At 68.8% G+C, this 25929-nt stretch carries 27 protein-coding genes; 19 read left to right on the top strand and 8 right to left on the bottom strand.

Annotation, left to right across the window (positions count from 1 at the left end; translation table 11 throughout):
* The first annotated feature begins 126 nt into the window (after nucleotides 1-126).
* The 15 genes from BLV63_RS04065 to BLV63_RS04000 all read left to right on the top strand — a co-directional run bounded on the left by BLV63_RS04065 (nucleotide 127) and on the right by BLV63_RS04000 (nucleotide 12839).
* Nucleotides 127-1317, top strand: coding sequence for a 4-hydroxybenzoate 3-monooxygenase (locus tag BLV63_RS04065; RefSeq protein ID WP_066216331.1), 1191 nt, complete (start codon nucleotides 127-129; stop codon nucleotides 1315-1317).
* A gap of 174 nt (nucleotides 1318-1491) precedes the next feature.
* Complete coding sequence (gene pcaH, locus BLV63_RS04060) at nucleotides 1492-2319, top strand: protocatechuate 3,4-dioxygenase subunit beta (RefSeq protein ID WP_066216328.1); 828 nt, start codon at nucleotides 1492-1494, stop codon at nucleotides 2317-2319.
* Between the two features lie 6 nt (nucleotides 2320-2325).
* Nucleotides 2326-2925, top strand: coding sequence for a protocatechuate 3,4-dioxygenase subunit alpha (gene pcaG, locus BLV63_RS04055; protein WP_066216325.1), 600 nt, complete (start codon nucleotides 2326-2328; stop codon nucleotides 2923-2925).
* Nucleotides 2922-4346, top strand: coding sequence for a lyase family protein (locus BLV63_RS04050; protein WP_066216323.1), 1425 nt, complete (start codon nucleotides 2922-2924; stop codon nucleotides 4344-4346). Before pcaG ends, BLV63_RS04050 begins: the two co-directional genes overlap by 4 nt.
* A gap of 4 nt (nucleotides 4347-4350) precedes the next feature.
* Nucleotides 4351-5160 (top strand): alpha/beta fold hydrolase, encoded by an 810-nt coding sequence (locus BLV63_RS04045; protein ID WP_066216456.1) that lies wholly within the window; start codon nucleotides 4351-4353, stop codon nucleotides 5158-5160.
* The gene (pcaC, locus tag BLV63_RS04040; RefSeq protein ID WP_066216320.1) at nucleotides 5157-5594 is read left to right on the top strand and encodes a 4-carboxymuconolactone decarboxylase; all 438 of its coding nucleotides are present in this window, start codon (nucleotides 5157-5159) and stop codon (nucleotides 5592-5594) included. The genes BLV63_RS04045 and pcaC overlap by 4 nt, the downstream gene beginning before the upstream one ends.
* Nucleotides 5591-6817 (top strand): thiolase family protein, encoded by a 1227-nt coding sequence (locus BLV63_RS04035; protein WP_066216317.1) that lies wholly within the window; start codon nucleotides 5591-5593, stop codon nucleotides 6815-6817. The genes pcaC and BLV63_RS04035 overlap by 4 nt, the downstream gene beginning before the upstream one ends.
* Nucleotides 6817-7479 carry a 3-oxoacid CoA-transferase subunit A gene (locus BLV63_RS04030; RefSeq protein ID WP_066216314.1) on the top strand — a complete coding sequence of 221 codons (663 nt, stop codon included), beginning with the start codon at nucleotides 6817-6819 and terminating at the stop codon, nucleotides 7477-7479. The genes BLV63_RS04035 and BLV63_RS04030 overlap by 1 nt, the downstream gene beginning before the upstream one ends.
* Complete coding sequence (locus tag BLV63_RS04025; RefSeq protein WP_066216311.1) at nucleotides 7476-8147, top strand: 3-oxoacid CoA-transferase subunit B; 672 nt, start codon at nucleotides 7476-7478, stop codon at nucleotides 8145-8147. Before BLV63_RS04030 ends, BLV63_RS04025 begins: the two co-directional genes overlap by 4 nt.
* Before the next feature lie 71 nt (nucleotides 8148-8218).
* The gene (locus BLV63_RS04020; protein WP_066216452.1) at nucleotides 8219-9022 is read left to right on the top strand and encodes an IclR family transcriptional regulator domain-containing protein; all 804 of its coding nucleotides are present in this window, start codon (nucleotides 8219-8221) and stop codon (nucleotides 9020-9022) included.
* Nucleotides 9023-9071: 49 nt separating this feature from the next.
* The gene (locus BLV63_RS04015) at nucleotides 9072-9263 is read left to right on the top strand and encodes a hypothetical protein (RefSeq protein WP_066216308.1); all 192 of its coding nucleotides are present in this window, start codon (nucleotides 9072-9074) and stop codon (nucleotides 9261-9263) included.
* Nucleotides 9264-9709: 446 nt separating this feature from the next.
* Nucleotides 9710-10126: a hypothetical protein gene (locus BLV63_RS18285; protein WP_139244642.1), complete on the top strand. Its 417-nt coding sequence runs from the start codon at nucleotides 9710-9712 to the stop codon at nucleotides 10124-10126.
* Nucleotides 10127-10135: 9 nt separating this feature from the next.
* Nucleotides 10136-10891 carry an ATP-binding cassette domain-containing protein gene (locus BLV63_RS04010; RefSeq protein WP_254780452.1) on the top strand — a complete coding sequence of 252 codons (756 nt, stop codon included), beginning with the start codon at nucleotides 10136-10138 and terminating at the stop codon, nucleotides 10889-10891.
* A 59-nt stretch (nucleotides 10892-10950) separates the two neighbouring features.
* Complete coding sequence (locus tag BLV63_RS04005; RefSeq protein WP_139244641.1) at nucleotides 10951-12231, top strand: hypothetical protein; 1281 nt, start codon at nucleotides 10951-10953, stop codon at nucleotides 12229-12231.
* A gap of 212 nt (nucleotides 12232-12443) precedes the next feature.
* Nucleotides 12444-12839, top strand: coding sequence for a hypothetical protein (locus tag BLV63_RS04000; protein ID WP_139244640.1), 396 nt, complete (start codon nucleotides 12444-12446; stop codon nucleotides 12837-12839).
* A 109-nt stretch (nucleotides 12840-12948) separates the two neighbouring features.
* Here the strand turns inward: BLV63_RS04000 and BLV63_RS03995 are convergent, their stop codons facing one another.
* Together BLV63_RS03995 and BLV63_RS03990 are read right to left on the bottom strand one after the other, a co-directional pair.
* Nucleotides 12949-14424 (bottom strand): hypothetical protein, encoded by a 1476-nt coding sequence (locus BLV63_RS03995; RefSeq protein WP_066216295.1) that lies wholly within the window; start codon nucleotides 14422-14424, stop codon nucleotides 12949-12951.
* Nucleotides 14425-14524: 100 nt separating this feature from the next.
* Nucleotides 14525-14773, bottom strand: coding sequence for a DUF3073 domain-containing protein (locus tag BLV63_RS03990; protein WP_066216292.1), 249 nt, complete (start codon nucleotides 14771-14773; stop codon nucleotides 14525-14527).
* Nucleotides 14774-15074: 301 nt separating this feature from the next.
* Here BLV63_RS03990 and BLV63_RS03985 point away from each other — a divergent pair, with 301 nt between their 5' ends.
* On the top strand, nucleotides 15075-16007 hold the full coding sequence (locus tag BLV63_RS03985; RefSeq protein ID WP_066216289.1) for a septum formation family protein: 933 nt from the start codon (nucleotides 15075-15077) through the stop codon (nucleotides 16005-16007).
* A gap of 90 nt (nucleotides 16008-16097) precedes the next feature.
* Here the strand turns inward: BLV63_RS03985 and clpB are convergent, their stop codons facing one another.
* Nucleotides 16098-18689 carry an ATP-dependent chaperone ClpB gene (gene clpB, locus BLV63_RS03980; RefSeq protein WP_066216286.1) on the bottom strand — a complete coding sequence of 864 codons (2592 nt, stop codon included), beginning with the start codon at nucleotides 18687-18689 and terminating at the stop codon, nucleotides 16098-16100.
* A 179-nt stretch (nucleotides 18690-18868) separates the two neighbouring features.
* Here clpB and BLV63_RS03975 point away from each other — a divergent pair, with 179 nt between their 5' ends.
* Together BLV63_RS03975 and BLV63_RS03970 are read left to right on the top strand one after the other, a co-directional pair.
* Nucleotides 18869-19786: a DUF4031 domain-containing protein gene (locus tag BLV63_RS03975; protein ID WP_066216284.1), complete on the top strand. Its 918-nt coding sequence runs from the start codon at nucleotides 18869-18871 to the stop codon at nucleotides 19784-19786.
* Nucleotides 19786-20568, top strand: coding sequence for a 2-phosphosulfolactate phosphatase (locus tag BLV63_RS03970; protein ID WP_066216281.1), 783 nt, complete (start codon nucleotides 19786-19788; stop codon nucleotides 20566-20568). Before BLV63_RS03975 ends, BLV63_RS03970 begins: the two co-directional genes overlap by 1 nt.
* A 26-nt stretch (nucleotides 20569-20594) precedes the next feature.
* Here BLV63_RS03970 and BLV63_RS03965 read toward each other — a convergent pair whose 3' ends face one another.
* The 4 genes from BLV63_RS03965 to BLV63_RS03950 form a co-directional block, all read right to left on the bottom strand.
* Entirely contained in the window at nucleotides 20595-21722 is a 1128-nt protein-coding gene (locus BLV63_RS03965) for a sensor histidine kinase (protein WP_066216278.1), read from the bottom strand.
* Nucleotides 21719-22399: a response regulator transcription factor gene (locus BLV63_RS03960; RefSeq protein ID WP_066216276.1), complete on the bottom strand. Its 681-nt coding sequence runs from the start codon at nucleotides 22397-22399 to the stop codon at nucleotides 21719-21721. Before BLV63_RS03960 ends, BLV63_RS03965 begins: the two co-directional genes overlap by 4 nt.
* A gap of 43 nt (nucleotides 22400-22442) precedes the next feature.
* Nucleotides 22443-23042, bottom strand: a complete 600-nt coding sequence (locus BLV63_RS03955) for a M15 family metallopeptidase (protein WP_066216447.1) — start codon at nucleotides 23040-23042, stop codon at nucleotides 22443-22445.
* Nucleotides 23043-23122: 80 nt separating this feature from the next.
* Entirely contained in the window at nucleotides 23123-23524 is a 402-nt protein-coding gene (locus BLV63_RS03950; RefSeq protein WP_066216274.1) for a YccF domain-containing protein, read from the bottom strand.
* A gap of 201 nt (nucleotides 23525-23725) precedes the next feature.
* Here BLV63_RS03950 and BLV63_RS03945 point away from each other — a divergent pair, with 201 nt between their 5' ends.
* Entirely contained in the window at nucleotides 23726-25165 is a 1440-nt protein-coding gene (locus BLV63_RS03945) for an amino acid permease (protein ID WP_066216272.1), read from the top strand.
* A 92-nt stretch (nucleotides 25166-25257) separates the two neighbouring features.
* Here the strand turns inward: BLV63_RS03945 and BLV63_RS03940 are convergent, their stop codons facing one another.
* Nucleotides 25258-25857 carry a phosphoribosylanthranilate isomerase gene (locus BLV63_RS03940; protein WP_066216269.1) on the bottom strand — a complete coding sequence of 200 codons (600 nt, stop codon included), beginning with the start codon at nucleotides 25855-25857 and terminating at the stop codon, nucleotides 25258-25260.
* Nucleotides 25858-25929 lie beyond the last annotated feature (72 nt).

Below are 25929 nucleotides of genomic sequence, written 5' to 3'. Positions count from 1 at the left end.
GTCCGGAACACGGTTTTCCATTGAATGGAACAGGACTTGGCCCGGAAGGTGATCGGGAGCACACTCGTCAGAGTCGTTCCGGACCGATCCGATGAGGGGTCGGCCCCTGCCGAAAGAGAGGCGCCCATGAGCCAGACCGAGACCGTCCGCACCCAGGTGGCCATCGTGGGAGGCGGACCCGCGGGGCTCATGCTGTCCCATCTGCTGGCCACCTGCGGCATCGACTCCGTGGTGCTGGAATCCCGCAGCCGCCAGGCCATCCACGAGACGGTCCGCGCCGGCATCCTCGAACACGGCACCGTGAATCTGCTGGTGGACTCGGGCGTCTCCGACCGGGTGCTGCGCGAGGGCGACCGGCATGACGGCATCGAGCTCCGCTTCGACGGCGAGAGCCACCGGATCGACTTCCAGGAGCTCGGGGGGGAATCGGTCTGGCTGTACCCGCAGACCGAGGTGTTCGCGGACCTCGCCGCGCGACGGGAGGCCGACGGCGGCGACGTCCGGTACGGGGTGTCCGGCGTGGCGGTGCACGACGCCGCCTCCGATCCCAGGGTCACGTTCACGGACGCCGAAGGCCGGGACGTCGAACTGCGCGCGGATTTCGTGGTCGGCGCGGACGGGTCCCGCAGCCACTGCCGGGGACTGATCCCGGAGGACCGCCGTCGCCGGTACTTCAAGGAGTACCCCTTCGCCTGGTTCGGCATCCTCGCCGAGGCGCCCCGCAGCGCGGACGAGCTGATCTACGCGAACTCGCCGCAGGGGTTCGCACTCATCAGCCAGCGCACCGAGACCATGCAGCGCATGTACTTCCAGTGCGATCCCGGGGAGTCGGCCGCCGATTGGGATGACGAGCGCATCTGGGCCACGCTCCGCGAGCGCGTGAACGGCAACGGCTTCGAACTGGTCGAGGGCCCGGCGCTGGAGAAGGTCGTCCTCCCGTTCCGCAGCTTCGTCCAGGCGCCGCTGCGTCACGGAAAGCTCTTCCTGGCGGGCGACGCCGCCCACACCGTGCCGCCGACCGGCGCCAAGGGCCTCAATCTCGCCCTCCACGACGTCAGGATGCTCTTCGAAGCCCTCGACTCCTTCTACACGGGCGGCTCGGAGGACCTGCTCGACGGCTACAGCGAGCGCGCCCTCGGCCGGGTCTGGAAGGCGCAGCACTTTTCGTCCTGGATGACGTCGCTGCTGCACGCGGCCCCCGGTGAAAGCGATTTCGACCGGGCCCGGCGGCGGGGCGAGCTCGACTCGGTCGTCTCCTCAGCCCACGGCCGGGCGTACCTGGCCGAGTCGTACACGGGGTGGCCGGACCATGGGTGAGTGCCACCGTCGTCGCGCATCCGGCGCAACATTGTTCGCTAGACGAACACTAGTGCGTTATTCGAACGTCCCAGGTATGCTGGATCACACAGCATCCGGTTCGCCCCCGGTCCTCACCGGTGAACCCCTCCCCGACCGCTCTCAGACCCGACCACTTCCCGAAAGGAGCCGGCCATGACCTCAGGGCCCCGCACCGTGCACCCTGACCCCGACGCCGCAGCGGAGACGCAAGCCGATCTCAGTGCCGAGATCGCAGCGACCGCAGCCTCCTACCGCGAGGAGCTCCTCGGCGGCGCCGCCCCGGAGACCCAGCCGCGGCTCGACTTCGCGCCGTACCGCAGCTCGATCCTGCGCCACCCCACCAAGAGCCTCCACCACGCGGACCCGGAGACCATCGAACTGTTCTCCCCCGCGTTCGGGCATCAGGACGTCCACGCGCTGGAATCGGACCTGACCATCCAGCACAACGGCGAACCCCTGGGCGAGCGGATCATCGTCTCCGGCAAGGTCCTGGACGGCGACGGCCGCCCCGTGGCCGGACAGCTCGTGGAGATCTGGCAGGCCAACGCGGCCGGCCGCTACATCCACAAGCGGGATCAGCACCCAGCGCCGCTCGATCCGAATTTCACGGGCGTGGGCCGCTGCATCACGGGCGACGACGGCTCCTACCGCTTCGTCACCATCAAGCCCGGCGCCTATCCCTGGAAGAATCACCTCAACGCGTGGCGCCCGGCGCACATCCACTTCTCGCTCTTCGGTTCCGAGTTCACGCAGCGCATCGTCACCCAGATGTACTTCCCCGGCGACCAGCTCTTCCCGCTGGACCCCATCTACCAGTCGATCGTGGACCAGGACGCGCGGGACCGCCTCGTGGCCCGCTACGATCACGACCTCACCCGCCCCGAATGGGCCCTCGGCTACACCTGGGACATCGTCCTGACGGGCGCCCACCGGACCTGGACCGAGAACGAAGCCTTCGGCGACGCCGGAGACGAGGAGTAGACCGCCATGACCGACCAGACCCCGGGCACCCTCATCCCCACCCCCGGCCAGACCGTGGGGCCGTTCTTCGGCTACGCCCTGCCGTTCCCGAAGGACAACGAACTGCTGGCCCCCGGCACCCCCGGTTCCATCCACCTGCAGGGCACCGTGTACGACGGCGCCGGCCACCCCGTCCCCGACGCCATCCTCGAGATCTGGCAGCCGGACAGCGCGGGCCGGGTCTCGCGCCGCACCGGTTCGCTCGTGCGGGACGGCTACACCTTCACCGGCTGGGGCCGCGCCTCCACGGGGAACACCGGCCGCTTCACCTTCACCACCGTCAACCCGGGCCCCACCGAGGAAGGAGCCGCCGCGTTCATCGCCGTCGCGGTGTTCGCCCGCGGGCTCATGAACCGGCTGTTCACGCGGATCTACCTCCCGGAGCACCCGGAGTACCTCGCCACGGACCCCCTGCTCTCGTCCCTGCCGGAGGACCGCAGGGACACCCTGGTCGCGCGGCGCGACGCCGACGGCGGCCTCAGCTGGGACGTCCGGCTGCAGGGCAACGGCGAGACCGTCTTCCTGGACTTCGAGGGCACCTCCACCCCGACGGGGGCGTTCCGGTGACGGACTTCGGACTGCTCAGCGCCGTCACGGCGTCCCCCGAGGTCGAGGCCCTGACCGGCGACCACGCCGTGCTGACCGCACTGCTCGACGTGGAGAGCACCTGGTCCGCCGTGTTGGAGGACGCCGGACTCGTCCCGGCCGGGGCGGCGGACGCCGTCGCGGAGGCCGCCGATCCGGACCTGTACGACCCGGCGTCGCTCGCCCGGCAGGCACAGGGCGGGGGCAACCCCGTCATCCCGCTGGTCACCGCGCTCAAGGCCAGGGTCCGCGAGATCGACCCCGCCGCCGTGAAGGCCGTGCACGCCTCGCTGACCAGCCAGGACGTCCAGGACACCGCGCTCATGCTGCTGGCGGCCCGGGTGCGCGCGGAGCTGCTCCGCGAACTCTCTCGCACCACGACGGCGCTCGCCCGGCTCTCGGAGGAGCACGCGGACACGCTGTGCGTCGGGCGCAGCCTGGGCCAGCACGCGCTGCCCTACACCTTCGGCCTCAAGGCGGCCCAATGGCTCCAAGGCCTGAACTCCGCCGGCCGCCGGCTCGGCGAGGTCGCCCTTCCCGCCCAGTTCGGCGGGGCGGTCGGCACGCTCGCGTCCGCCACGCTGCTCACCGCGGGATCCTCCGTCTCCCCCTTCGCCCTGGCACAGGACCACGCCGCCCGTCTCGGGCTCGCCACGGCCCACGTGCCCTGGCACGGCGACCGCCAGCCGGTGACCGTCCTGGGCGACGCCCTCGCGGGGGTGCTCGACGCGGCCGGCAAGATCGCCGGAGACGTCCTGTTCCTCACCCGTCCCGAGGTCGCCGAGCTGGGCGAACCGACCGGGGCGGGCCGTGGCGTGTCCTCGGCCATGCCGCAGAAGCAGAACCCCGTGCTGTCCGTCCTCCTCCGCAGCGCCGCGCTCCAGGGACCCACTTTCGCCTCGCAGCTGCACCTCGCAGCAGGACTCTTCAACGACGAGCGGGCCGACGGCGCGTGGCACAGCGAGTGGCCTGCCCTCCGCTCGCTGCTGAGCCTCTCGCTGGGCGCGGTGCTCACCTTGCGCGAAATGATCGAAGGCCTGCGTGTCTTCCCCGACGCCATGCGCCGGAACCTCGATCTCACCGGGCCCCTGCTGTTGAGCGAAAGGGTCAAGGCCGCCGTCGCGCCGCTGCTCGGTGATGCCGGGCAGGAGGCGCTCCAGGCCGTCGTCGACGCCGCGCTCCGGGCATCCCCCGAGGAGCGGGCGGACGCTTACGCCCAAGGGCTCCGCGCCGCGGTTCCGGCCGAGGCCCTGAGCGACGACGCCCTCGTGGAGCTGCTCGACCCCGCCGGCTACCTCGGGGAGGCCGAGGAGATCCGCCGCAGGATCCTCGACTCTCTCCCGGACACCCCCGACTCTCAGGACGCTCTCGACACTCAGGACGAAGGAGCCACCCGTGACTGACACGATGGACACTGCCGCGCCCGCTCTCAAGGCGGTCCTGCTCTCGCCCCGCCGGGACCTCGGCGACCGGCCCCTCCTGGTGCTCGGGCCGTCCCTCGGCACCTCCACCGTGCTCTGGAATGAGACCGCGGCCCTGTTGGCGGACGAGTACGACGTGATCGGCTGGGACCTCCCCGGGCACGGCGTCTCCCCGGCCGCGCAACAACCGTTCCGCTTGGAGGACCTCGCCACATCGGTGCTGGCGCTCGTGGACTCCATCGCCCCCGGCACCCGCTTCCACTACGCGGGGGTCTCCCTCGGCGGCGCGGTGGGCCTCCAGCTCGCACTCGACCACGGCGACCGCCTGCTCGGCCTGTCCGTGCAGTGCAGCGGCCCCAAGCTCGCCACGGAGGAGAGCTGGCTCGACCGGGCCGGCACCGTCCGGACCCAGGGCACGGCCGTCATGATCCAGGGCTCCGCGCAGCGCTGGTTCGCGGCGGGCTTCATGGAACGCCGGCCGGAGCAGAGCAGCCGTCTGCTGCACGTCCTCCGGGATTCCGACCGGAACAGTTACGCCGCGTGCTGCGAGGCACTCGCCGCCTTCGACGTCCGGGACCGCCTGGGCGGGATCACCGTCCCCGTGCAGCTCGTCGCCGGAGTCGAAGATCAGGTGGCGCCGCCGTCGCTCGCCGAGGAGACCGCCGCGGCCATCTCCGCGGGAGGTGGCACGGCGACGGTCGAGGTGCTCGACGGCGTCTCGCACCTCGCGCCGACCGAGGCGCCCGAGACGGTCGCCGCCCTGCTCCGTTCCTTCCTCCAGGAGGTGTCCGCATGAGTGACCAGCCACAGGATGCGGCGCGGCAGGGGGCCGTCCAGCCGGACGCCACCGCGCGCGAGATCCACGACGCCGGCATGGCGGTCCGCCGGGAAGTCCTGGGGGACGCCCACGTGGACCGGGCCAACGCCGCCAAGACCGACTTCACCGAAGACTTCCAGGACATGATCACCCGCATCGCCTGGGGCGGGATCTGGACCCGGCCCGGCCTGTCCCGGCAGATGCGCTCGGCCGTGACCCTGACCGCCATGGTGGCGCACGGTCACTGGGAGGAGTTCGCGATGCACGTCCGCGCGGCGCTGCGGAACGGCCTGACCCGCGAGGAGATCAAGGAGATCCTCCTCCAGACCGCCATCTACTGCGGAGTCCCCTCCGCCAACACCGCTTTCAAGACCGCCCAGCAGGTCTTCGCAGAAATGGATCAGCCCTCATGAATCAGGCCTATGTGTACGACGCCGTGCGCACGCCCTTCGGCAAGTTCGGCTCCGGACTGGCGGGCGTGCGTCCCGATGACCTCGCCGCGCACGTCGTCCGCGAGTCGGTGCGGCGTGCCCCGGGCCTCGACGCCGCCCGGATCGATGAGATCGTCTTCGGCAACGCCAACGGCGCCGGCGAGGAGAACCGCAATGTGGCCCGCATGGCCGGTCTGCTCGCGGGACTGCCCGTCTCCGTGCCCGGGACCACCGTCAACCGCCTCTGCGGGTCCTCCCTGGACGCGGCGATCATCGCCTCCCGCCAGATCGAGACCGGCGACGCCGACCTCCTGCTGGTCGGCGGCGTCGAATCCATGAGCCGTGCGCCGTGGGTGCTGCCCAAGACCACCCGCCCGTACCCGGCCGGGGACATGACCCTCGCGTCGACCACGCTCGGCTGGCGCCTGGTGAACCCCGCGATGAACCCGGAGTGGACCGTGTCCCTCGGGGAAGCCACTGAACGGCTGCGGGAACGGCACGGCATCAGCCGCGACCGGCAGGACGAGTTCGCCGCGGAATCCCACCGGCTGGCCGCCGCGGCCTGGGACGAGGGCTTCTACGACGGCCTCGTCTCCCCCGTGCCCGGCACCGAGCTGCTCCGGGACGAGGGGATCCGCCCCGGCACCACCCCCGAGAAGCTCGCCGGCCTCAAGACCGCCTTCCGCCCGGACAACGGCGACCGCTCCGGCACGACGGCGGGCGGCACCGTCACGGCGGGCAACGCCTCACCCCTGTCGGACGGGGCCTCGGCGGCCTGGCTGGGCTCCGAACGGGCCGCCGGGCTGCTCGGGATGGATCCCGTGGCGCGCGTGGCCGGCCGCGGCGCGCACGGCAACGACCCGCAATTCTTCGGTTTCGCGCCCGTGGAGGCGGCGAACCAGGCCCTCGCCCGGGCCGGCGTCCGCTGGGAGGAGGTGGGCGCCGTCGAGCTCAATGAGGCCTTCGCCGCCCAGTCCCTGGCCTGCGTCGACGCGTGGGGCATCGATCCCGGCATCGTCAACCGGCACGGCGGAGCGATCGCGATGGGCCACCCGCTGGGCGCCTCCGGGACGCGGATCCTCGGCACACTGGCACGCTCGCTCCAGGCGAGCGGCGAGCGCTGGGGTGTCGCGGCGATCTGCATCGGCGTCGGGCAGGGCCTGGCCGTGGTGCTGGAGAACGTGAGCGCGGGGGTGAAGGGCTGATGCTGACCTTCCTCGACTCCGTGACGGAGGCGGTCGCGGGGATCCGTGACGGCTCCACCGTGATGATCGGCGGCTTCGGCAACGCGGGGCAGCCGTTCGAACTGATCGACGCGCTGCTGGACTCCGGCGCGACCGATCTGACCGTGGTCAACAACAACGCCGGGCAGGCGGACCAAGGCCTGGCGCTGCTCATCAAGGAGGGCCGGGTGCGGAAGATGATCTGCTCCTTCCCGCGGCAGTCCGACTCCTGGCACTTCGACGAGAAGTACCGGGCCGGCAAGATCGAGCTGGAGCTCGTCCCCCAGGGCAATCTGGCCGAGCGCATCCGTGCCGCCGGGGCCGGGATCGGCGGGTTCTTCACGCCCACCGGTTACGGGACCATGCTCGCCGAGGGCAAGGAGACCCGCTTCCTGGACGGCGTGTGGCAGGTGTTCGAGACCCCGATCCACGCCGACGTCGCGCTGATCAAGGCCCTCACGGCCGACGGCAAGGGCAATCTGGTGTACCGCAAGACCGCCCGCAACTTCGGACCCATCATGGCCGCCGCCGCACGGCACACCATCGCCCAGGTGTCCGAGATCGTGCCGGTCGGGGCCCTGGACCCGGAACACGTCGTGACCCCGGGCATCTACGTCAACAGCATCGTGAAGGTGGCCTCATGAGCACGCTTCCGTCCCTTCAGACCTCGCCCGAAACGCTGGGCCGGTCCGAGCTCGCCGCGCTCGTGGCCCGCGACATCCCCACGGGTTCCTTCGTGAACCTGGGGATCGGGCAGCCCACGCTGGTGTCCAACTTCCTCACCGAGGAGCAGAACGTCACCCTCCACACGGAGAACGGCATGCTCGGCATGGGGCCGGAGGCCGTGGGCGAGCAGATCGACGGCGATCTCATCAACGCCGGGAAGATCCCGGTCACCGAGCTCCCCGGGGCGTCCTACTTCCACCACGCCGACTCGTTCGCGATCATGCGCGGCGGCCATCTGGACATCTGTGTGCTGGGCGCCTTCCAGGTCTCGGCCACGGGCGATCTGGCGAACTGGCACACCGGCGCCCCGGACGCGATCCCCGCGGTCGGCGGCGCGATGGACCTGGCCACGGGCGCCAAGGACGTGTTTGTCATGATGAGCCTGCTCACCCGCGACGGCGCGTCCAAGCTCGTGGAGACGTGCAGCTACCCGCTCACGGGCGTCGGCTGCGTGACCCGGCTGTACACCGAACGCGCGGTGTTCCTGATCGGGTCCGACGGCGTCACGGTGCGGGAGACCTTCGGCTGCACCGTGGAGGAGCTCCGCTCCCTCGTACCGGTGCCGCTGCTCACGCCCGCCGGCTGACCCCGGAGGCGCCGGCTGACCCGGGAGGCCACGCGAGGCCACCGCGGAGCGGCCACATAGGATAGGTGATCATGAGAGAAGCAGGACCAGCTGCCCCGCAGGCCGGCGATCAGTACGTGCAATCGCTCGCCCGCGGCCTCGCGGTGATCAGGGCCTTCGACGCGAACAACCCGCACATGACCCTGAGCGAGGTCGCCGCACGGACGGGCCTGACCCGCGCCACCGCGCGCCGCTTCCTGCACACCCTGGTGGAGCTGGGCTACGTCCGCACGGACGGCAAGACCTTCGCCCTCACCGCTCTCGTGCTCCAGCTCGGCTACTCGTACCTGTCCGCCCTCACGCTCCCCCAGCTGGCACAGCCGCACCTGGAGGAGTTGTCCGTGCGGCTCGGGGAGTCGACGTCGGCCGCAGTGCTGGATGGGAACGACATCTTCTACGTCGCCCGCGTGGCCACCCGCCGCATCATGACCGTCGGCATCACGGTGGGGACCCGCTTCCCCGCGTACGCCACCTCCATGGGCCGCGTGCTGCTGGCCGGGCTCCCGGATCCGGAACTGCGCGCCTACCTGGACACGGTGACGCTCGAAGCGCTGACGCCGCGCACCGTGACGACGCGACAGGACCTGATCGCCGAACTCGAGAAGGTCCGGGCCCAGGGATGGTGCCTGCTGGATCAGGAACTGGAACTCGGCCTGATGTCCGTGGCGGCGCCCGTGCGCAACGCCGCCGGGAAGACCGTGGCGGCCGTGAACGTCTCGCTGCAGGCCCAGAACGTCGCCGGCCAGGACGACCCCGAGGCGTACCTCGCTTCGGTGACCCGCGAGATCGTGGGAACGGCGGCGCTCATCTCCCAGGAGATCTCCGCGCGGGCTTAGTCCCGGGCGAGGCGACACCAGCCCATAGCTTCACCGGACGCTCCAGAGCATGGACACCAAGTACCTCACCACCACGAATCCGGGTGGCAAGGACAGCCTGGTGGCCAGCTCCGCGGATCCCTACAACGCCCCTGTGCAGGTCAGCGCCAGTGAAGGACTGTGGCGCCTCGCCGTCCACCGGCAACCGGACGCTTCATGGGTCGTCCTCCAGATTCAGCCGCTGCCCCGTCGCGACCACTGAACATTCCACCGGCAGAAGGAGAAGCGCGACATCTGAAACCGCCCAGCCCAGCGCACTCCTGGGGAATCCGATCTGGCCCGATCTACCCCGGAATTTTCACGGCCGCAACGCCGGGGATTCCCTTTGCCGCTCAGCAAGTTGGACACCAACGAACTCATGAGCATCAAATCCTCACGGCCCGGATGCTACCGAGCAGCTGCCCTCCGGCCCCGACGAGCGAAGTCGTCCGACCGCCTCGTGCCGCGCATCTGCTGAACAACTCCGTCGAGTGGAGTTTTTCTGATCAGGCAATACTCTTGTCTGATGCTTAACGGGTTCGGCAATCCAGACGGCGCGAGACGCGTATCCAACGGGTTTGGTTATGCGCTTGACCGAATGTTCACGTTGCGGATAGCTTCGAAGGGCCGTGACATACGGCTCTCACTTGCACACGAAATGAGGAAGCGATGAAAGCATTTACACGCAAGGCATTGCTGGTTGGATCGGTCGCAGCTGGGCTGAGCGTTGCCCTGGCAGGACCTGCTTTGGCGGAAGGGTCGTGGAGCTCCAGTATCAGTGGTGCGCACAACGGATTCAGCTCGCGGTCCTGGCAGGACAATCATCGAGATGCAGCCGCGACGGTGACATCCATGTCATCGTGCTCCGTCACTGGACGGCCGTTCAACAGCGTTGGCGTAACCCTGTATGACGAGATGGGCGCTTTCCCGGACTACCGCGTTGGTGGGTGGGCACAGGCGTGCGGCTCGTGGAACTTCGGTACCATGACTCGCCCTGACGGCTACCACTTCACGATTGAGTCCATCAACGGCTCTGAGTCCAACCCCTACCCGTTCAATGCGGGCTCCGTCGTTCAGAACTACTGATAGCTGTTCGTGAACACTCTGCGGATCAATGAACTCAGCTTCGGCTACCGTGCCAGCACGAACGTGTTGAACGATTTCTCGCTCACGCTCACGTCTGGGACAACGGTTCTGCTGGGCCCAAATGGTGCCGGGAAGACCAGCCTCATCTCGCTGTGCGCCAGTGTGCTCAAGCCCTCCAAAGGACGAATTGACCTCGTAAATTCTGCCGGCGAGATCACTTCCACCCGGCAACTTCGGGACTATCGTGCCAAGGTGGCCTGGCTTCCCCAGGACTTCACCCCAGTTGCGGGATTGAGCGTGAGTGAGCACGTGCAGTATGCGGCCTGGTTGAAGGGCCTAACCAAGCGCCAGGCCAGGCTAGGAGTTGATGCTGCTCTCGAGTCCGTGGAGTTGAGCGCCTTGGCGGATCGCCCCGCCAAGGCACTCTCGGGCGGGCAGCGCCAGCGTCTCGGTCTTGCTGGGGCGCTGGCGCACGACGCTCAACTCATTTTGCTCGACGAACCAAGCGCCGGGTTAGACCCGGTCCAAAGGGAGAAGCTGCGTTCAATACTCGCGGCGATCCCCTCCGACAAGGTCGTTTTGGTCTCGACCCACCAAACCGAAGACATCGACGGCACCTATGACGATGTGGTAGTCCTCGATGGGGGAACGGTCAAGTACCAGGGGGCTGTCACCGATTTCCTCTCGACGTCCGAGTCATCCTCAACGGACCCGCGAGACAGAATCCGCAGCGCATATACCCGCCTGGTGAGAGGGGAGATCTGAAAATGCTCCCTTGGCACCGCCGCCCGGCATGGTGGCTACTGGCTCCGGCAGCTGTCATCGTGACCTTGTACATCTCCGGGAACGTCTCCACGGAGCAGATTGTGGCTCACCGAGAAGCGGCGATCGCGGCCTCCGCTCTCCTGCTGTTCATCACCGGCCCTCTAGCTGGCGTTTCCGCAGCGATCGAAGCGGGCCGCGAACGCCGCTCACGTGGGCTCGCGGAAACCAAGACACGCACCGACCTGCACGTGCTCTGGGTGAGGATCTGGCCCAGTATCGTCTCAGCCAGTATCGTGCAGCTCTTCGCGATCGCTTATCTGTTGGTTCGTGCAGGATCGGCGCCAGACCCGATCTCCTGGTGGATCCCCTTGGCCCTTTGCAGTGCCCTCGTGCTTCACGCCGTCGCCGGTTACGTCATAGGTCAATGGATGCCTGCAGCCCTTGCGATTCCGGCGACCGTCCTTCTGTCCTACCTGTGGGTGGCGTTCACCTGGACAGTGGAACCAACGCAGCTGCGATACATGGCCGGTCCTGCCATGGCGATGTGCTGCTCCCCTGCAGAGAAGCTGGACGGCCAAGCCCCACTGACCCTCCTGGTCTTCTCCTTAATCATGAGTGTGGCCTACTTAGGAATCGCGGCGATCGGCGGGCCTAGAGGGCTTAGACAGGGCGCATCCCTAGTACCTCGAGTCGCCACCAGCGTCCTGATAGCTGCCATCGCCTTTGGCGCTGGCATGTTTGCCGGCAACGGAATCGGCATCATGCCCGGGCGCACTCTAGCCAAATCCGAACTCCGATGCTCGGACGGAGTGCCGACCGTGTGTCTTTCAGACGTCCAGATCGCACGCGGCGATCAACGACGCCTAGTTGCCAAGACCTTCTCCATCTTCAACGACTTAGGCCTGCAGCCTGTTCGCCAGGTTGAACCGGTGCCTGCATTGCACAAGGGAGATGTCCTCAGCCCAACAGGAACGGCCCTAATTTCGATGGCCCCCGGAATGAGCGAGCTGGATACAGTACATTCGGCCGCAAGCACCTACTCTTCCCAGCTCGACCGCTTCAGCTGCGACCTGCAAGACCCAGTGAAGTGGTTTGAAACTCGCTACCTTGTTCAAGCTTGGTTCGATCAAACAGCTGCTCGCGCCCTTCTCTCGCCAGAGGACCAACAGAGCATTGTGGCGTTCAGTCTCACCGACCCTGCCACGGCCCCCGAGTTGAAGTCCGACCTTGCCGACCTCACGCGCATGACAAAGCCACAGCAGACACGATGGATACGCCAAGCATCCGAGGAACTGCTCCAGTGCAAAGTCCCTGCCTCACCGGGGAGCGCGGGACGGTGAAAAGCGCTCTCCGCACCCGGCATTTCCTCTTAGCGGCAGTCGTAGCCGTAGCATGTGGCTTCATGGCAGGAGGTCCGATGTCCCTGATAGACGTCGGATTGCCAACAATTGGAGTGCCCTCGGTCGCCCCAGTAATCCCATTTCCCGTCATCCCTGCCCTCATTCTCGGGGTAGTCTCACAGTGGGCCTCCACGGCCGGCGAAACTAGTTGGATGCGTGACTCTGCGCGCAACATCACCGCCCACTCAACTGCTGCATATCTTGGCGCATGGGGCATCGCAACGATTGTCGCTGCCACTGCCACGCTATTTGTCCCCTCAGGCGACATCCTTCTGATCGTGCGCGACTTCGCAGGCCTGGCGCTCATGGCGCTCGGAGCTCAAGCGCTCGGAGCAGGCCGATACTCTGGGGCCTTTCCGCCCGCGTACGTGCTAGTCGCCTGCCTCTTTGCACGCTCGAGAACGGGCGAGATCAACTTCTGGGCCTGGCCGTTGGACCGTAACCCCTCCAGCACCTTCGGGATCATCACCATCCTCCTGTGCGCCGTCCTCACGATCATCTACATCAAGCGACGCCAAGCCATCCTTGGCCACGTGCCATCAACTTAGCGCCGACGACGGCGTGATTAAAGGTGCCAGTAAGCCATGGCGTGTCGGCGGCCGGCAGCGTGTCGCAGGCACAGGAAAGCACTCTGGATGCGATGTCGAACGCGTGTTGTTACAGCCCTATGCCCGGGCCTCTGTCCTGCTTGGGCCGGGTCTCATCGCTCCGGCGCCGTCCCAGTTCTTCCTGTTCGGCGGCCTTGCGGGCTTTGATCCGGTCGATTACTTCTTGGACGGCGCTGGCGCTGTCGTTCTCGTCCCGCTCTGCTCCGGCGCGGTCGCGGCGGAGCTTCCGGGCCAGGGCCGCAATTCGCTCGGCGCGCTCCTGCGCCGGCGAGCGAGTGGCATCCTCGCCCCGAGCTGCTTGGAGCTCGTCGACCACGCGCTGGGCAGGGGTCAGGTCCTCGGTGATGACGGCGTGAACTTCGGCCGCTTCGGCCACGAGGGCGTTCACGTCCGGGTCGAGGTGCTCGACCTTCGTCTGGGCGCCGTACTTGTGCGCGGCGGTGATCCGGGCCTGCAGCTCGGCACCGACTCCCTTATCACGGAAGCGTGCAGGGATCGCGGCGGTCTCTTCGGCGGGGATCTTGTACTTGGTACGGAAGGCGTCGATCTCCGCGGCCAGGGTCCGCCAGGTCTCGGCCCGGCGAGGGCTGCCCGGCACTGGGCCAAGCTCAGTCGCCCAGATCGGTTGCTGAGCGGAGAGCTCCGCGCCGCGACGTGCGAGCTCGGCGTCCAGGAGCTCCCGACGTTCCAGGAGCTCCTGACGCCACGGCGCGGGGGTGTCGTGGCTGGTGGCGACGTCGGAGCGCATCATCCACTCCGGCACCCGATCGGGGATCCGCGACGGCGTCGTGGTGGTCTGCCGGCGGCGGAGCTCCAATTCGGTGTTCAGGCGCGAGACGAGGGCGCCGGCGATACGGCTGCGCGAGGACGCGCCGCGTTCGAAGGCTTCATCTTCGCGCTGCGCGGCGGGCATCTGCTCGCGGCGCGCGGCTTCGTGGTGCAGGGAGGCATTCAGCCACCGGGCCTTGCTCATCGCCTCGGGGTCGTTGATGACGGTGTCGGTGCGCAGGGCTTGTTCGGCCTTGCGGATCCGCTCGGCCAGCTTCTCATCGGTGAGGTCTCCGTGCAGGCGCCTCTGCCAGGGGGTCTCGGGACGCTGCTTGAGCCAGTCACGCATGACCTGCCGGCGGTCGACGTCGACATCCCGGCGGTTGGCGTCGACGCGGGCGCGCATGAGATCCCCGATCGCGCGGCGTTGCAGCCGCTCGAGGTGCTCGATGCGCCAGGCCAGGCCGGCACCGTGGTCCTCGGAGGCGCCGAAGTCTGCCTCGTCGACGGCGTCCTTCAGGAGGGCTTCGTCGTTGAACCCGTCACGGGCGGCTGCGCGCAGGTGGGTGGCGCCCGCTCCCCACGAGGTGGCCTTGATGAACGGCTCAGCGACGCCGTCGCCGAGCCATGGTCGCTGCGCTGCGGGCCTCAGCGCGGGCGGCGACCAGTTCTTCGTGGGCGGTGAGGTTGCCGTCGTGGTTCGCAGCGACCTTGGCCAGCAGGGAATCCAGAAGGGTCCGGCACCTCCTCGCCCCACCCGATCGAGTGAGACGAGGCGCGGGCACGACGAAGGCCCCGGGGCCGGATCACTCCGGCCACGGGGCCTATCAGGGGAGGGGACTCATCCCGTCATCGCATCAGCTGATGCGGCGGGTATCAGTCTCATCCTCCTCGTCGAACGCGTCGGCGTACTTGTCCTCGTACTCCGAATAGTCCGGTTCAAGAGGGTCCGCTTCGAAAGACGCCGCGGAACCACGACGACCGGATACCTGAGAATTGGCGGAGCCAAGCTCACGTTGCAGTGCTGAATAGTCAGTGCTCGGAGAGTAGTACTTGATGTCCCGAGCCTGCTTGGTTGCCTTAGCCTTTTGACGGCCGCGCCCCATGGCGTGACCCCCTCTGTACGTCGATCCGGAGGTGGTCGCCCTGGCAGGTAGCGAGGCCCCGGAATGTTTGGTCAATGTTTCGTACTTCTAGATTACATGGTTTCGCATTATCGCGTGCGGCGGTGACCCCTCGGGACGCGTGTTTCCGGGCAGGCGAGAGTGCCATGCGGGGGTGGCTTGGGTAGAGTCATGAGTAGCATCGCCCCGCGCCACCACGCGTTCCTGCGGCCGCAATCCGGGCCGCCGGACCTTTGGTGCGGGCAGAAGAAGGCATGATGGACGACACGGTGGGAGTTTGGCTATGAGCGAACCGACGCAAGGGCACGACGACGGCGCCGGGCAGCCAGGAGTCACTCCAGGCCCAGGTCAGCCCTCCCAGGCCCCCGGTCACCCCGGGCAGCAGCCGCCCCTGCCGCCCGCCGGACAGCCGCAATCCCAGCCCGCCCAGGGCTTCCCGCAGCAGCCGCAGCCCACGCAGGGCTACCCCCAGCAGCCCCAGCAGCCCCAGCAGCCCGGCTACGGCGCCCCCGGCACTCCGGGCAGCCCCGGGAACCCCGCCGGAAGCCCGGCCCCGGGCCAGCCGTCCTACGACCCCCGCACCAACACGTACGGCGGCCAGCAGAATGGCCCTGTGTACGGCGCGCCCACCGGCTACCCGGGCGGCTACCCCGCCCAGCAGCCCCCGGCGAAGAAGAGCAACAAGGGGCTGGTGATCGGCGGCGCGGTGGTCGGCGGCGTCGTCGTGATCCTGCTCGTCGTCTGGCTGGTCAATCTGGTGGTGGGCGGCATGACGCCCAAGGCCGATCCGACCGCACCGCCGGCCACGTCCAACGGCCGCACCACCCCCGCTCCCGGGCAGAGTGGCAGCGCGGCGCCCTCGGACGCGGAGACCATCAGCGCCCTGGACGCCAAGAAGGGGCAGTGCTTCTGGGGTTACCCGGACAACAGCAACTCCCGGCTCGTGGTCGTGGACTGCGGCGAGAACCACTCCGCCCAGCTGGTGAACGTCTACTACTACCAGCAGGACGAGGCCTTCCCCGGGGTCGACACGTTCAAGACCAAGGGCCGGGAACTGTGCCGCACGGCGAGCCTGTCCAGCGATGTCGACTCCTTGAACCTGCGCCAGCGCTTCGCGTACCCGAGCCAGAAGAGCTGGGACGCCGGCGACCGCCGCGTGGACTGCATCGTCTTCTCGGATGACGGCAACACGCTCACCAAGAGCCTGACCAAGTAGCCTCGCGCCGGCTTCCCGCCGCACGCACGAAGGGCCGCACCCCGTGGGGTGCGGCCCTTCGTGCGCCTGAGCCCGCCTGAGCGCGAGCGGCTACTTGCGGTTCACGGTCAGTTCGCCGAGGTCCTCGCTGGTGTCCACGAGCACGGTGTCCCCGTCGGCGATCTCACCGCTGAGGATGGCCCGTGCCAGTCGGTCGCCGATCTCCTTCTGCACCAGGCGGCGGAGCGGCCGGGCGCCGAAGGCGGGATCGTAACCGGTCATGGCCAGCCAGGCGCGGGCGCCGTCGCTGACCTCGAGGGTCAGGCGGCGGTCCCGCAGGCGCTTGGCCAGATCCTTGACCTGGATCTCCACGATCTCGTTGAGCTGCTCCACGGAGAGCGGCTCGAACATGATGACCTCGTCCAGACGGTTCAGGAACTCCGGCTTGAAGGCCGAGCGGACCACCTCCATGACGGCGGTCTTCTTGGTCTGATCGTCCAGGTTCGGGTCCACCAGGAACTGGCTGCCGAGGTTGGAGGTCAGGACCAGGATGACGTTGCGGAAGTCCACGGTGCGGCCCTGGCCGTCGGTGAGGCGGCCGTCGTCGAGCACCTGGAGGAGGATGTCGAAGACCTCGGGGTGAGCCTTCTCCACCTCGTCCAGCAGGACCACGGAGTACGGACGGCGCCGCACGGCCTCGGTCAGCTGACCGCCCTCCTCGTAGCCGACGTATCCGGGAGGGGCGCCGACCAGGCGGGAGACCGAGTGCTTCTCCGAGTACTCGCTCATGTCGATCCGGACCATGGCCCGCTCGTCATCGAAGAGGAAGTCCGCGAGGGACTTCGCCAGCTCCGTCTTGCCCACGCCCGTGGGGCCGAGGAACAGGAACGAACCGGTGGGGCGGTTCGGGTCGCTGATGCCGGCGCGGGCACGCCGCACGGCGTCCGAAACGGCGGCCACGGCCTTCTTCTGGCCGATCAGGCGCTCCCCCAGGAAATCCTCCATCTGCAGGAGCTTCTGGCTCTCGCCCTGAAGCATGCGTCCGGCGGGGATGCCGGTCCACGCTTCGATCACCTCGGCGATGTCCTCCGCCGTGACCTCGTCGGCCACCATGGCGGCGGGCTTCTCGCCGAGCTCCGCTTCGGCCGCGGCCGCGGCGCTGAGCTCGCGCTCCAGCGTCGGGATCTCGCCGTACAGGATGCGGGAGGCCTCGCCGAGGTCACCCTCGCGCTGGGCCTTGTCCGCCAGGGACCGCAGTTCGTCCAGCTTGGCCTTCAGCTCACCCACACGGTTGAGCCCGGCCTTCTCGGCCTCCCAGCGGGCATTGAGGGCTGCCAGCTCCTCCTTCTTGTCCGCCATGTCGGCGCGCAGTGCGGCGAGCCGCTCCACGGAGGCCGGATCGGTCTCGTCCGCCAGGGCCAGTTCCTCCATGGTGAGGCGGTCCACGGCGCGGCGCAGCTGGTCGATCTCCTCCGGGGCGGAGTCGATCTCCATGCGCAGCCGGCTCGCGGCCTCGTCCACCAGGTCGATGGCCTTGTCCGGGAGCTGACGGCCGGTGATGTACCGGTTCGACAGGTTCGCTGCGGCCACCAGGGCGGAGTCGGCGATGGCCACCTTGTGGTGGGCCTCGTACCGCTCCTTCAGGCCGCGGAGGATGCCGATGGTGTCATCCACGCTCGGTTCGCCCACGTACACCTGCTGGAAGCGCCGTTCGAGCGCCGGGTCCTTCTCGATGTTCTCGCGGTACTCGTCCAGCGTGGTGGCGCCGATGAGGCGCAGCTCGCCGCGGGCCAGCATGGGCTTGAGCATGTTGCCCGCGTCCATGGCGCCTTCGCCGCTGGCTCCGGCGCCGACCACGGTGTGGATCTCGTCGATGAACGTGACGATCTGCCCGTCCGAGTTCTTGATCTCCTCCAGGACGGCCTTGAGGCGTTCCTCGAACTCGCCACGGTACTTGGCGCCCGCCACCATGGACCCGAGGTCCAGGGAGATCAGGGTCTTGCCCCGCAGGCTCTCCGGGACGTCCCCGGCGACCATGCGCTGGGCGAGGCCCTCGACCACGGCGGTCTTGCCGACGCCGGGCTCACCGATCAGCACCGGGTTGTTCTTGGTGCGGCGGGAGAGGACCTGGATGACGCGGCGGATCTCCGAGTCACGGCCGATCACCGGGTCCAGCTTGCCGGAGCGCGCGACGGCGGTCAGGTCCGTGCCGTACTTCTCCAGCGCCTGGAAGGTGTTCTCCGGATCCGGGCCGTCCACCTTGCGGTCCCCGCGCACGCCCGGGAGGGCGGCGAGGAGCGCCTGAGTGCTGGCGCCGGCGTCCCGCAGAAGCCGCGCGACGGCGTCGTTCCCGGCGGCGAGGCCCAGGAGCAGATGCTCGGTGGAGACATAGCTGTCCCCCATCTTCTCCGCCTCGCTCTGCGCGGCCTGGACGGCCTGCAGGGCGGAACGCGAGAGCTGGGCCGGGGCGACGGACGCACCCGACGTGGACGGCAGCGCCTTGATGGCGGCGCTGGCCTGGACGCTCACGGCATCCGGATCGACACCGGCGGCCTTGAGGAGGGCGACGGCCACGCCTTCCCGCTGGTCCATGAGGGCCTTGAGGAGATGAGCGGGCTCGATCTGCGGATTACCCGCGGTGGAGGCATTCATGGCCGCTGCGGACAGCGCCTCCTGGCTTTTGGTGGTGAACTTGACGTCCAAAAAAGGCTCCTTTCAGCACACTCTGGACCACGGTTTGGTTCTACTCTTCATCAAAGCGCTGTCAGGTGACTCCCGTCAACGCATCTAACTTGAGTCTACTTAACTCAACTTTGGGAGTCAAGTTATCCACAGGCTGTTTTCGACGTCGTCGGGACGCTTCGCGGGCATAGGATGCGAGCATGACCGTGCTGATCGACCCGCCCTTCTGGCCCGCCCACGGCACGGTGTTCTCCCATCTGGTGTCGGACGCGTCGCTCGAGGAGCTGCACGCCTTCGCGGCCGCGGCGGGCATCCCGGAACGGGCCTTCGACGGTGACCACTACGACGTCGCAGCCCGCCATTTCGAGCGCCTCGTGGCCGCGGGTGCGACGCCCGTGGGCGGCAAGGAGCTGGTGCGACGGCTCGCCGCGAGCGGACTCCGCATCCCGGCCCGCGAGCGGCCGTCCAAGATCGTGCCTGCCCTCCGGGAACGCTGGTCGCGGCTGCTGCCCGAGGACCCGGAGCTCGGCGAGGACCTCCTGTCGCGCTGGGGCGAACCGCACCGGAACTACCACTCCCGGGTCCACCTGCTCAACGTTCTCGAGGCCCTGGACCTGCTGCTGCCCGGATCCGGTCTGCCCGTGGAACGCCACCGGCCGCTCCTGCTGGCCGCCTGGTTCCACGACGCGGTCTACCAAGGAGTGCCCGGCCAGGACGAGGAGGACTCTGCGCGCCTCGCCGAACGCGGCCTGGGCGCGCTGTCCGTTCACGGCGCCCTGGCTGCCGGGGAGGCCGCGGAGGTGGCCCGGCTGGTCCGTCTCACCACCGGTCATGATCCCGCACCGGACGATCTGACCGGCCAGCTCCTCTGCGACGCCGACCTCTCCGTCCTCGCCTGGCCCGTGCAGCGCTACGCCCGCTACCTCGCCTCCGTGCGCGCCGACTACGCCCACGTGAGCGATGCGGATTTCGCCCGGGGACGGGCCGCCGTCGTCGAGCAGCTGTTGGCCCTGGAACCGCTCTTCCACAGTCCGCTGGCGCAGGAGCTCTGGCTGGACGCCGCGCGCGGCAACCTCCGGGGCGAGCTCGAGGCATTCCGGCGGGCGGAGAGCCGCTGATGCACGCCGCTCACCGTCAGCTGCCTTTCACCGTCCGCCTCGAATGGGGGCTGCGCGGCGCTCAGGCCGTCCTTCCCGGGGCCGCGGCCGCCGTCGTGGTCGACACGCTGTCCTTCTCCACCGCGGTGTCCGTGGGAGTCGAGGCGGGACTCGCGGTCCTGCCGTTCCGCGCCGCGCCCGGCGACGGCGAGCTGCACGACGCCGCGGCCCGCCTTGCGGAGGAGCGCGGGGCTCTCCTGGCGGGACCGCGCAGTCTCAGCCGCCTGAGCCTGTCCCCCAGCTCCATCCGGGCCCATGCCGTCGCGCACGCGGGCCGCGAGCTCGTGCTGCCTTCGCCCAACGGCTCGGCGATCTCCGAGCACCTGACGGATCGCGTCCCGGAACTGCTGGCCGGGACCCTTCGTAACGCCGGCGCGACGGCGGCATGGCTCGCACACCACCTGCCCCCGTCCGCCGTGGTCGTGGTGGTCGCGGCCGGGGAGCGCTGGCCCGGCGGCGCCCTGCGGCCCGCCGTCGAGGACCAGCTCGGCGCGGGCGCCGTGCTCGCGGCGCTGCTGCGATCGGCGCCGGGCCGGACCCGGGAACAGCTGTCGCCGGAGGCCCGGTCCGCCGTCGCGGTTTTCGAAGCGTTCCGGGAGGAGCTGCCCACCGAACTGGCCGAGAGCGCGAGCGGAAGCGAGCTGGTGCTGCGGGGATTCGGGGCCGATGTGGACCTGGCCGCGGAGCTCGATGCGAGCAGCGTGGCCGCCCGCTTCAGCGACGGGGCGTTCCGGTCGGCGTGACGCCTGCGCGGCTCAGGACCCCGACGTCACTCCGCCTGCGGGAACGTGACCCGGACGCGCAGGCCGCCTTCGGGCCGAGCGGTCAGGTCCAGCCGCGCGCCGTGGGCCTGGGCGATGGCCGCCACGATCGCGAGCCCCAGGCCTGATCCGCGTCCAGGTCCGGCCTGGCGTCCACGGCCCTGCACGAACGGCTCCGTCAGACGGCCCAGCAGTTCCTGGCTGACGGTCTCCCCGGGGTTCTGAATCTCCAGGAATGCCTCGCCACCGGGTTCCTCCCCCGTGCGGAGCCAGAGGTCGCCGCCCTCCGCCAGGTTGTGCACCACGGCGTTGCGGACCAGATTGCCGACGAGCTGTGCCAGCAGGACCCGGTCGCCTTCCACGGGGGCGCCGCCGTAATCGGCCAGGACGGTGATGCGGCGGGATTCCAGTTCTTCGCGCTGAGAACCCAGGGCCTCCTCCGCCAGCTCCGCCAGATCGCAGGGTTCCGGGAGGAGCCGGGAGCCTTCGGCCCTGGTCAGCGCCAGCAGGGCCTCCACCGTGCCCGTGGCCCGGGTGTTGACCTCCCGGAGACGGCGCAGCAGGTGCGGGACGTCCACGGCGTCGGGATCCGAGGCGGCGAGCTCCAGCATGCCGCCCATCACCGCGTGAGGAGTCCGCAGTTCGTGGGACGCGTTGGCCGCGAAGCGCCGCTGCTCCTCCAGCATGGCCGAGAGCCGGTCCAGCATCGCGTCCACGGAATCCGCCAGCTCGCGGAGCTCATCACCCTTGCCCTCAAGCCGGATGCGGCGGTCCACCTCGCCCCGCTGGACGGCGAGCGCCACCTCGTGGATGCGGCCGATCGGTCGGAGCATCGCGCCGGCCAGCAGCCAGCCGCCCACCAGCCCGACCACCGCGAAGAACAGGAGGCCCAGGGCGGCCTTGGGCAGCAGCGCTTCCATGAGGTCCCGGCGGCTCGGGGCGAACCCGCCGTCGACGGTCACGAGGAACCCCGCCGGAAGGTACCGCAGCAGCAGGAGGACCAGGGCGAAGAAGCCCGAGCCGGACACGAAGAGGAACGCGGCGTAACTCAGCGTGAGCTTCAGCCGGAGCCCGAGGCCCCGGGGCCGGGGCTGGGACGGCGCGGTGGTGACCGATGCGGGAGGCAGACCGCTCATCGAAGCTCCTCTGCGGCCGGCTCGCCGAAGCGGTACCCGACGCCCACCAGGGTGTGGATCAGGCCGGGGTCCCCGAGCTTCTTCCGCAACGAGGAGATCGTGATCCGCACGGTGTTGGTGAAGGGGTCGGCGTTCTCATCCCAAGCCTTCTCCAGGAGTTCCTCGGCGCTGATGACGCCGCCGTCGGCCTGCATCAACAGCTCCAGGACGGCGAACTGCTTGCGGGTCAGCGCCACGGCCCGACCGTCGCGGCTCACCTCCCGCCGGAAGGGGTCCAGGCGCACGCCCGCACTCTCCAGGACGGGTGGGCGCGCCGCACCCGGCCGCCGGAGCAGGGCGCGCAGCCTGAGGGTCAGCTCCTTGAGCATGAAGGGCTTCGGGAGGTAGTCGTCCACCCCGGTTTCGAACCCGCTGACCTTGTCATCCAGCCGGTCCGCGGCGGTGACCATGATGAGGCGGGCGGGAAGGCCCTGCGCCACCATCCAGCGGGCGATCTCGTCACCGCTCGGGGCGGGAATGTCGCGGTCCAGGACGACGGCGTCGTAATCGTTCACGCCGAGCAGCTCCATCGCGGTGGGCCCGTCGTACGCCACATCCACCGAGAAGGCTTCACGGCGGAGCCCCTCGGCCATGGAATCGGCCAGATACGGCTCGTCCTCGACGATCAGGATCCGCATGCTCAGAGTCTAGCCATCGCGCCACGGAGGGCGCCGGTCCCGGTCATCGCTTCATCCTGGGGTCCTCGGTGGGGTCCTGGTACATGAGCGGGCAGGCACCCCGCAGAGCCGCCGCCCGGTATTCGTAATGCCATCGCTCGTTGGAGTAGATCTGGCACAGCCCGAACCGCGCCCCGTGCTGGGACAGCCAGCTCATGGCGTCCTCGCCCGCGATGTCCACGGCATCCCCGCTCACATGCGGCGACGTCTCCGGGGTCGCCACCCAGCGGGCAGCCTCCTCCTGCGAGTGGTACTTGCGGGTGGCATCGGCGAGCAGCTGGGACTGGAACTTCTGGCTGCGCCAGCCGCTGCTCACGGACAGGGTCACGCCGTCGGCCGCTGCGTAGATCGAAGCCTCCCGCAGCGCGTCGCGCAGGTCCGCCCGCAGCCGGGCGATCGCCGGCTCCTGGCTGTCCACGCCGAGCGGGCGGTCGAGCGGGATCGCGCCGTCCTCGGCGGTCGCCTGACCTCCGGATCCGACCGCGACGGCGACGGCGGACCCGCCGCCCGGCCGCGGAAGGACGGGAGCCGCGGAGCAAGCCGCCAGCAGCGCGGCGCTGATGATCGCCAGGGCGGTGGCCCGGCGTCGTCGGACGATGAACATGTCTGCCTCCAGAAGTCGGTGGATGGCATCCACTCAACTCCTGGAGGCATATCGCCAGTGTTAAGCGCCGGCGGTCCGGCTCAGCGGTAGGTCGAGACGAACGGGCGGTCCGTGGGGACGATCTCCTTGCCCAGCGGCATGAGGGACACCGGGATGAGCTTCAGATTCGCGATGCCCAGCGGAATGCCGACGATGCTGATGAACATGGGGATGGCGGTCAGCACGTGGCCGATCGCCAGCCAGAGGCCGGCGACCAGGAACCAGATGACGTTGCCCAGGAGCGCGAAACCGTTGCTTCCGCCGGGCTTCTCCACCACGGTCCGGCCGAACGGCCACAGGGCGTACGCGCCCACCCGGAAGGAGGCGATGCCCCACGGGATCGTCACGATCAGCACGCAGCAGAGCAGACCCGCGGCGAAGTAGCCGATCGCCAGCCACAAGCCCCCGAAGACGAGCCAGATGATGTTAAGAAGGGTCTTCATGACTTCAGTCTGCCAAGAATGCCTGGCAGAATCCCCCAGGGTTCCCCCTGATTGAACCCCGGACCTGACACCTTGCACCGCACCCACGCTCCGGACGTCAGACCGGCCAGGGGATTGCCCGCGCCTCGGATCGGGGCGCATAGTTCGAGGGAGGGTCTGCGCTCCGGCGCCGGCCACGACCCGGGAGAAATGAGGTCTGACATGGCAAAGACAGCGAACCCGTTCTCGGTCCTGAGGCGAAAGCCCATCGAGGACATGGATGAGGAGGTCGCCGAAGGAGGGCTCTTCCGATCCCTCGGGCTCTGGCAGCTCACGGCGATCGGCGTCGGCGGCATCATCGGCGTCGGCATCTTCTCCCTCGCCGGGCTCGTGGCCCACGGCGACGACTCGACGCCGGGCGTGGGCCCCGCGGTGCTCATCTCGTTCCTCATCGCGGGCCTGGCCTCCGCCGCCGCGGCCCTGTCCTACGCCGAGTTCGCGGGCATGATCCCGAAAGCCGGCTCCGCGTACACATACGGTTACGTGGCGCTCGGGGAGCTGATCGGCTGGTTCATCGGCTGGGATCTGCTCCTGGAGTATGTGGCGATCGTGGCCGTGGTGGCCATCGGCATCTCCGGGTATCTCAACTTCTTCCTGGCCGGCCTCGGCATGCAGCTGCCCGTCGAGCTGACCTCCACCTTCGACGAGGGCAAAGGCGGCTGGATCAACCTGCCGGCCATTCTCGTGTGTCTGCTGGTCACCTGGATCCTGAGCCGCGGCACCAAGACGTTCGGCCGTTTCGAGCTGATCGCCGTGGGCATCAAGGTGGTCCTGATCCTGTTCATCATCGGACTCGGCGTGTTCTTCGTGAACACGAACAACTACAACCCGTTCATGCCCAGCGGCTTCGGACCGGTCTTCACGGGCGCGGCCACGGTGTTCTTCGCGGTGTTCGGCTATGACGCGATGAGCACCGCGGCGGAGGAGGCCAAGGACGGCAAGAAGCACATGCCGAAGGCCATCATCCTCTCCCTCGTGATCGCCATGGTGCTGTACATCCTGGCCACCCTGGTCCTGACCGGCATGCAGAACTACAAGGACATCGACCCCAAGGCCGGCTTCGGCTCGGCCTTCAGCAACGTGGGGCTGCCCGTGATCGCCACGATCATCTCCGCCTTCGCCGTGCTGTCCATCCTGACGGTGATGCTGACGTTCCTCCTGGGCGTCACGCGCGTCTGGTTCTCCATGAGCCGCGACGGCCTGCTGCCCAAGTGGTTCTCCAAGGTGGACCACGGCGGCACCCCGCAGCGCGTCACCTGGATCGCCGGCATCGGCTCGGCCCTCCTGGCGGGCGTCCTCCCGATCCGGCAGGTCGCGGACCTCACCAACATCGGCATCCTGGCCGCGTTCGTGGTGGTGTGCATCTCGGTGATCTCGTTCCGCTACACCCGGCCCGAGGCGCCCCGCGAGTTCCGCCTGCCGCTCATGCCCGTGGTGCCGTTGATCGGCGTCGCGTCCTCGCTGTTCCTGATCTCGCAGCTGCACTGGGAGACCTGGCTGCGCTTCGGGATCTGGCTCATCATCGGCCTGATCATCTACTTCGGCTACGGCCGCAAGAACTCGATCATGAACCCGAACAGCCCCCGGCACCAGCTGAGCTGATCCGCCGGCCCACCGGACTTGTGTGCTCAGTTGTTGCGGGTGTTTCCGCGGAACACCCGCAACAACTGAGCACGCAACGGGTGGGGGGGTGGTCAGCCCGCCAGCGCGGCCGCCACGAAGGCGCGGATCTTCTCCAGGTCTTTGACGCCACGGGAGCTCTCCACGCCGGACGAGACGTCGACGCCCCAGGCAGCGGCCGTCTCCGCAGCGGCGGCGACGTTGCCTGCGTCGAGCCCTCCGGCCAGCAGCCAGCGGCGGCTGTCCAGGCAGCGCTCGCGCACGGAGGCGTAGTCCCAGGACTCGCCGGAGCCGGGCACGGAGGCGTCCACCAGCAGCAGTTCCTCGCCCCAATCGGCGAAGACGCGGTCCGGGTCGTCCATGCGGACGGCGCGGATCACGGAGAAGCCGCGCTCTTGCAGGGCGTCGACCTCTTGCGGAGTCCGCTCGCCGTGGAGCTGGATCCAGCTCAGACCGGCCTCCTCGGCCAGGGCGGCGGCCTGGTCGACATCCTCATGCCGGAAAACACCCACGGCAGCGACTTCGGCGGGGACCTCGGCCAGCAGTGCCCGCACCTGCTCCGGGCTGACTTCGCGGGGGCTCGGAGTGAGCACGAAACCGACGGCCTGCGCACCGGCCTCGACGGCGGCGCGCACCGATTCGGGCGTGCTCAAGCCGCACACTTTCACGAACATCTACTGGTCCTCCCCGTGGATTGTCACCTCCGACGGTACCAAGAGGACACCGCGCGGCCCTAAGATGCGCCC

The organism is Arthrobacter woluwensis, from assembly GCF_900105345.1.
In the GTDB taxonomy this organism is placed as follows: Bacteria; Actinomycetota; Actinomycetes; order Actinomycetales; family Micrococcaceae; genus Arthrobacter_E; species Arthrobacter_E woluwensis.
The sequence above is the reverse complement of the archived record's forward strand: the minus strand, read 5'-3'. Positions and strand labels throughout refer to the sequence as shown.

Coding starts and splice junctions, on each gene's coding strand:
- BLV63_RS04065 (WP_066216331.1), top strand. CDS start 127: ATGAGCCAGACCGAGACCGTCCGCACCCAGGTGGCCATCGTGGGAGGC.
- pcaH (WP_066216328.1), top strand. CDS start 1,492: ATGACCTCAGGGCCCCGCACCGTGCACCCTGACCCCGACGCCGCAGCG.
- pcaG (WP_066216325.1), top strand. CDS start 2,326: ATGACCGACCAGACCCCGGGCACCCTCATCCCCACCCCCGGCCAGACC.
- BLV63_RS04045 (WP_066216456.1), top strand. CDS start 4,351: ATGGACACTGCCGCGCCCGCTCTCAAGGCGGTCCTGCTCTCGCCCCGC.
- pcaC (WP_066216320.1), top strand. CDS start 5,157: ATGAGTGACCAGCCACAGGATGCGGCGCGGCAGGGGGCCGTCCAGCCG.
- BLV63_RS04035 (WP_066216317.1), top strand. CDS start 5,591: ATGAATCAGGCCTATGTGTACGACGCCGTGCGCACGCCCTTCGGCAAG.
- BLV63_RS04030 (WP_066216314.1), top strand. CDS start 6,817: ATGCTGACCTTCCTCGACTCCGTGACGGAGGCGGTCGCGGGGATCCGT.
- BLV63_RS04025 (WP_066216311.1), top strand. CDS start 7,476: ATGAGCACGCTTCCGTCCCTTCAGACCTCGCCCGAAACGCTGGGCCGG.
- BLV63_RS04020 (WP_066216452.1), top strand. CDS start 8,219: ATGAGAGAAGCAGGACCAGCTGCCCCGCAGGCCGGCGATCAGTACGTG.
- BLV63_RS04015 (WP_066216308.1), top strand. CDS start 9,072: ATGGACACCAAGTACCTCACCACCACGAATCCGGGTGGCAAGGACAGC.
- BLV63_RS18285 (WP_139244642.1), top strand. CDS start 9,710: ATGAAAGCATTTACACGCAAGGCATTGCTGGTTGGATCGGTCGCAGCT.
- BLV63_RS04000 (WP_139244640.1), top strand. CDS start 12,444: ATGCGTGACTCTGCGCGCAACATCACCGCCCACTCAACTGCTGCATAT.
- BLV63_RS03990 (WP_066216292.1), bottom strand. CDS start 14,773: ATGGGGCGCGGCCGTCAAAAGGCTAAGGCAACCAAGCAGGCTCGGGAC.
- BLV63_RS03985 (WP_066216289.1), top strand. CDS start 15,075: ATGAGCGAACCGACGCAAGGGCACGACGACGGCGCCGGGCAGCCAGGA.
- BLV63_RS03975 (WP_066216284.1), top strand. CDS start 18,869: ATGACCGTGCTGATCGACCCGCCCTTCTGGCCCGCCCACGGCACGGTG.
- BLV63_RS03970 (WP_066216281.1), top strand. CDS start 19,786: ATGCACGCCGCTCACCGTCAGCTGCCTTTCACCGTCCGCCTCGAATGG.
- BLV63_RS03965 (WP_066216278.1), bottom strand. CDS start 21,722: ATGAGCGGTCTGCCTCCCGCATCGGTCACCACCGCGCCGTCCCAGCCC.
- BLV63_RS03960 (WP_066216276.1), bottom strand. CDS start 22,399: ATGCGGATCCTGATCGTCGAGGACGAGCCGTATCTGGCCGATTCCATG.
- BLV63_RS03955 (WP_066216447.1), bottom strand. CDS start 23,042: ATGTTCATCGTCCGACGACGCCGGGCCACCGCCCTGGCGATCATCAGC.
- BLV63_RS03950 (WP_066216274.1), bottom strand. CDS start 23,524: ATGAAGACCCTTCTTAACATCATCTGGCTCGTCTTCGGGGGCTTGTGG.
- BLV63_RS03945 (WP_066216272.1), top strand. CDS start 23,726: ATGGCAAAGACAGCGAACCCGTTCTCGGTCCTGAGGCGAAAGCCCATC.
- BLV63_RS03940 (WP_066216269.1), bottom strand. CDS start 25,857: ATGTTCGTGAAAGTGTGCGGCTTGAGCACGCCCGAATCGGTGCGCGCC.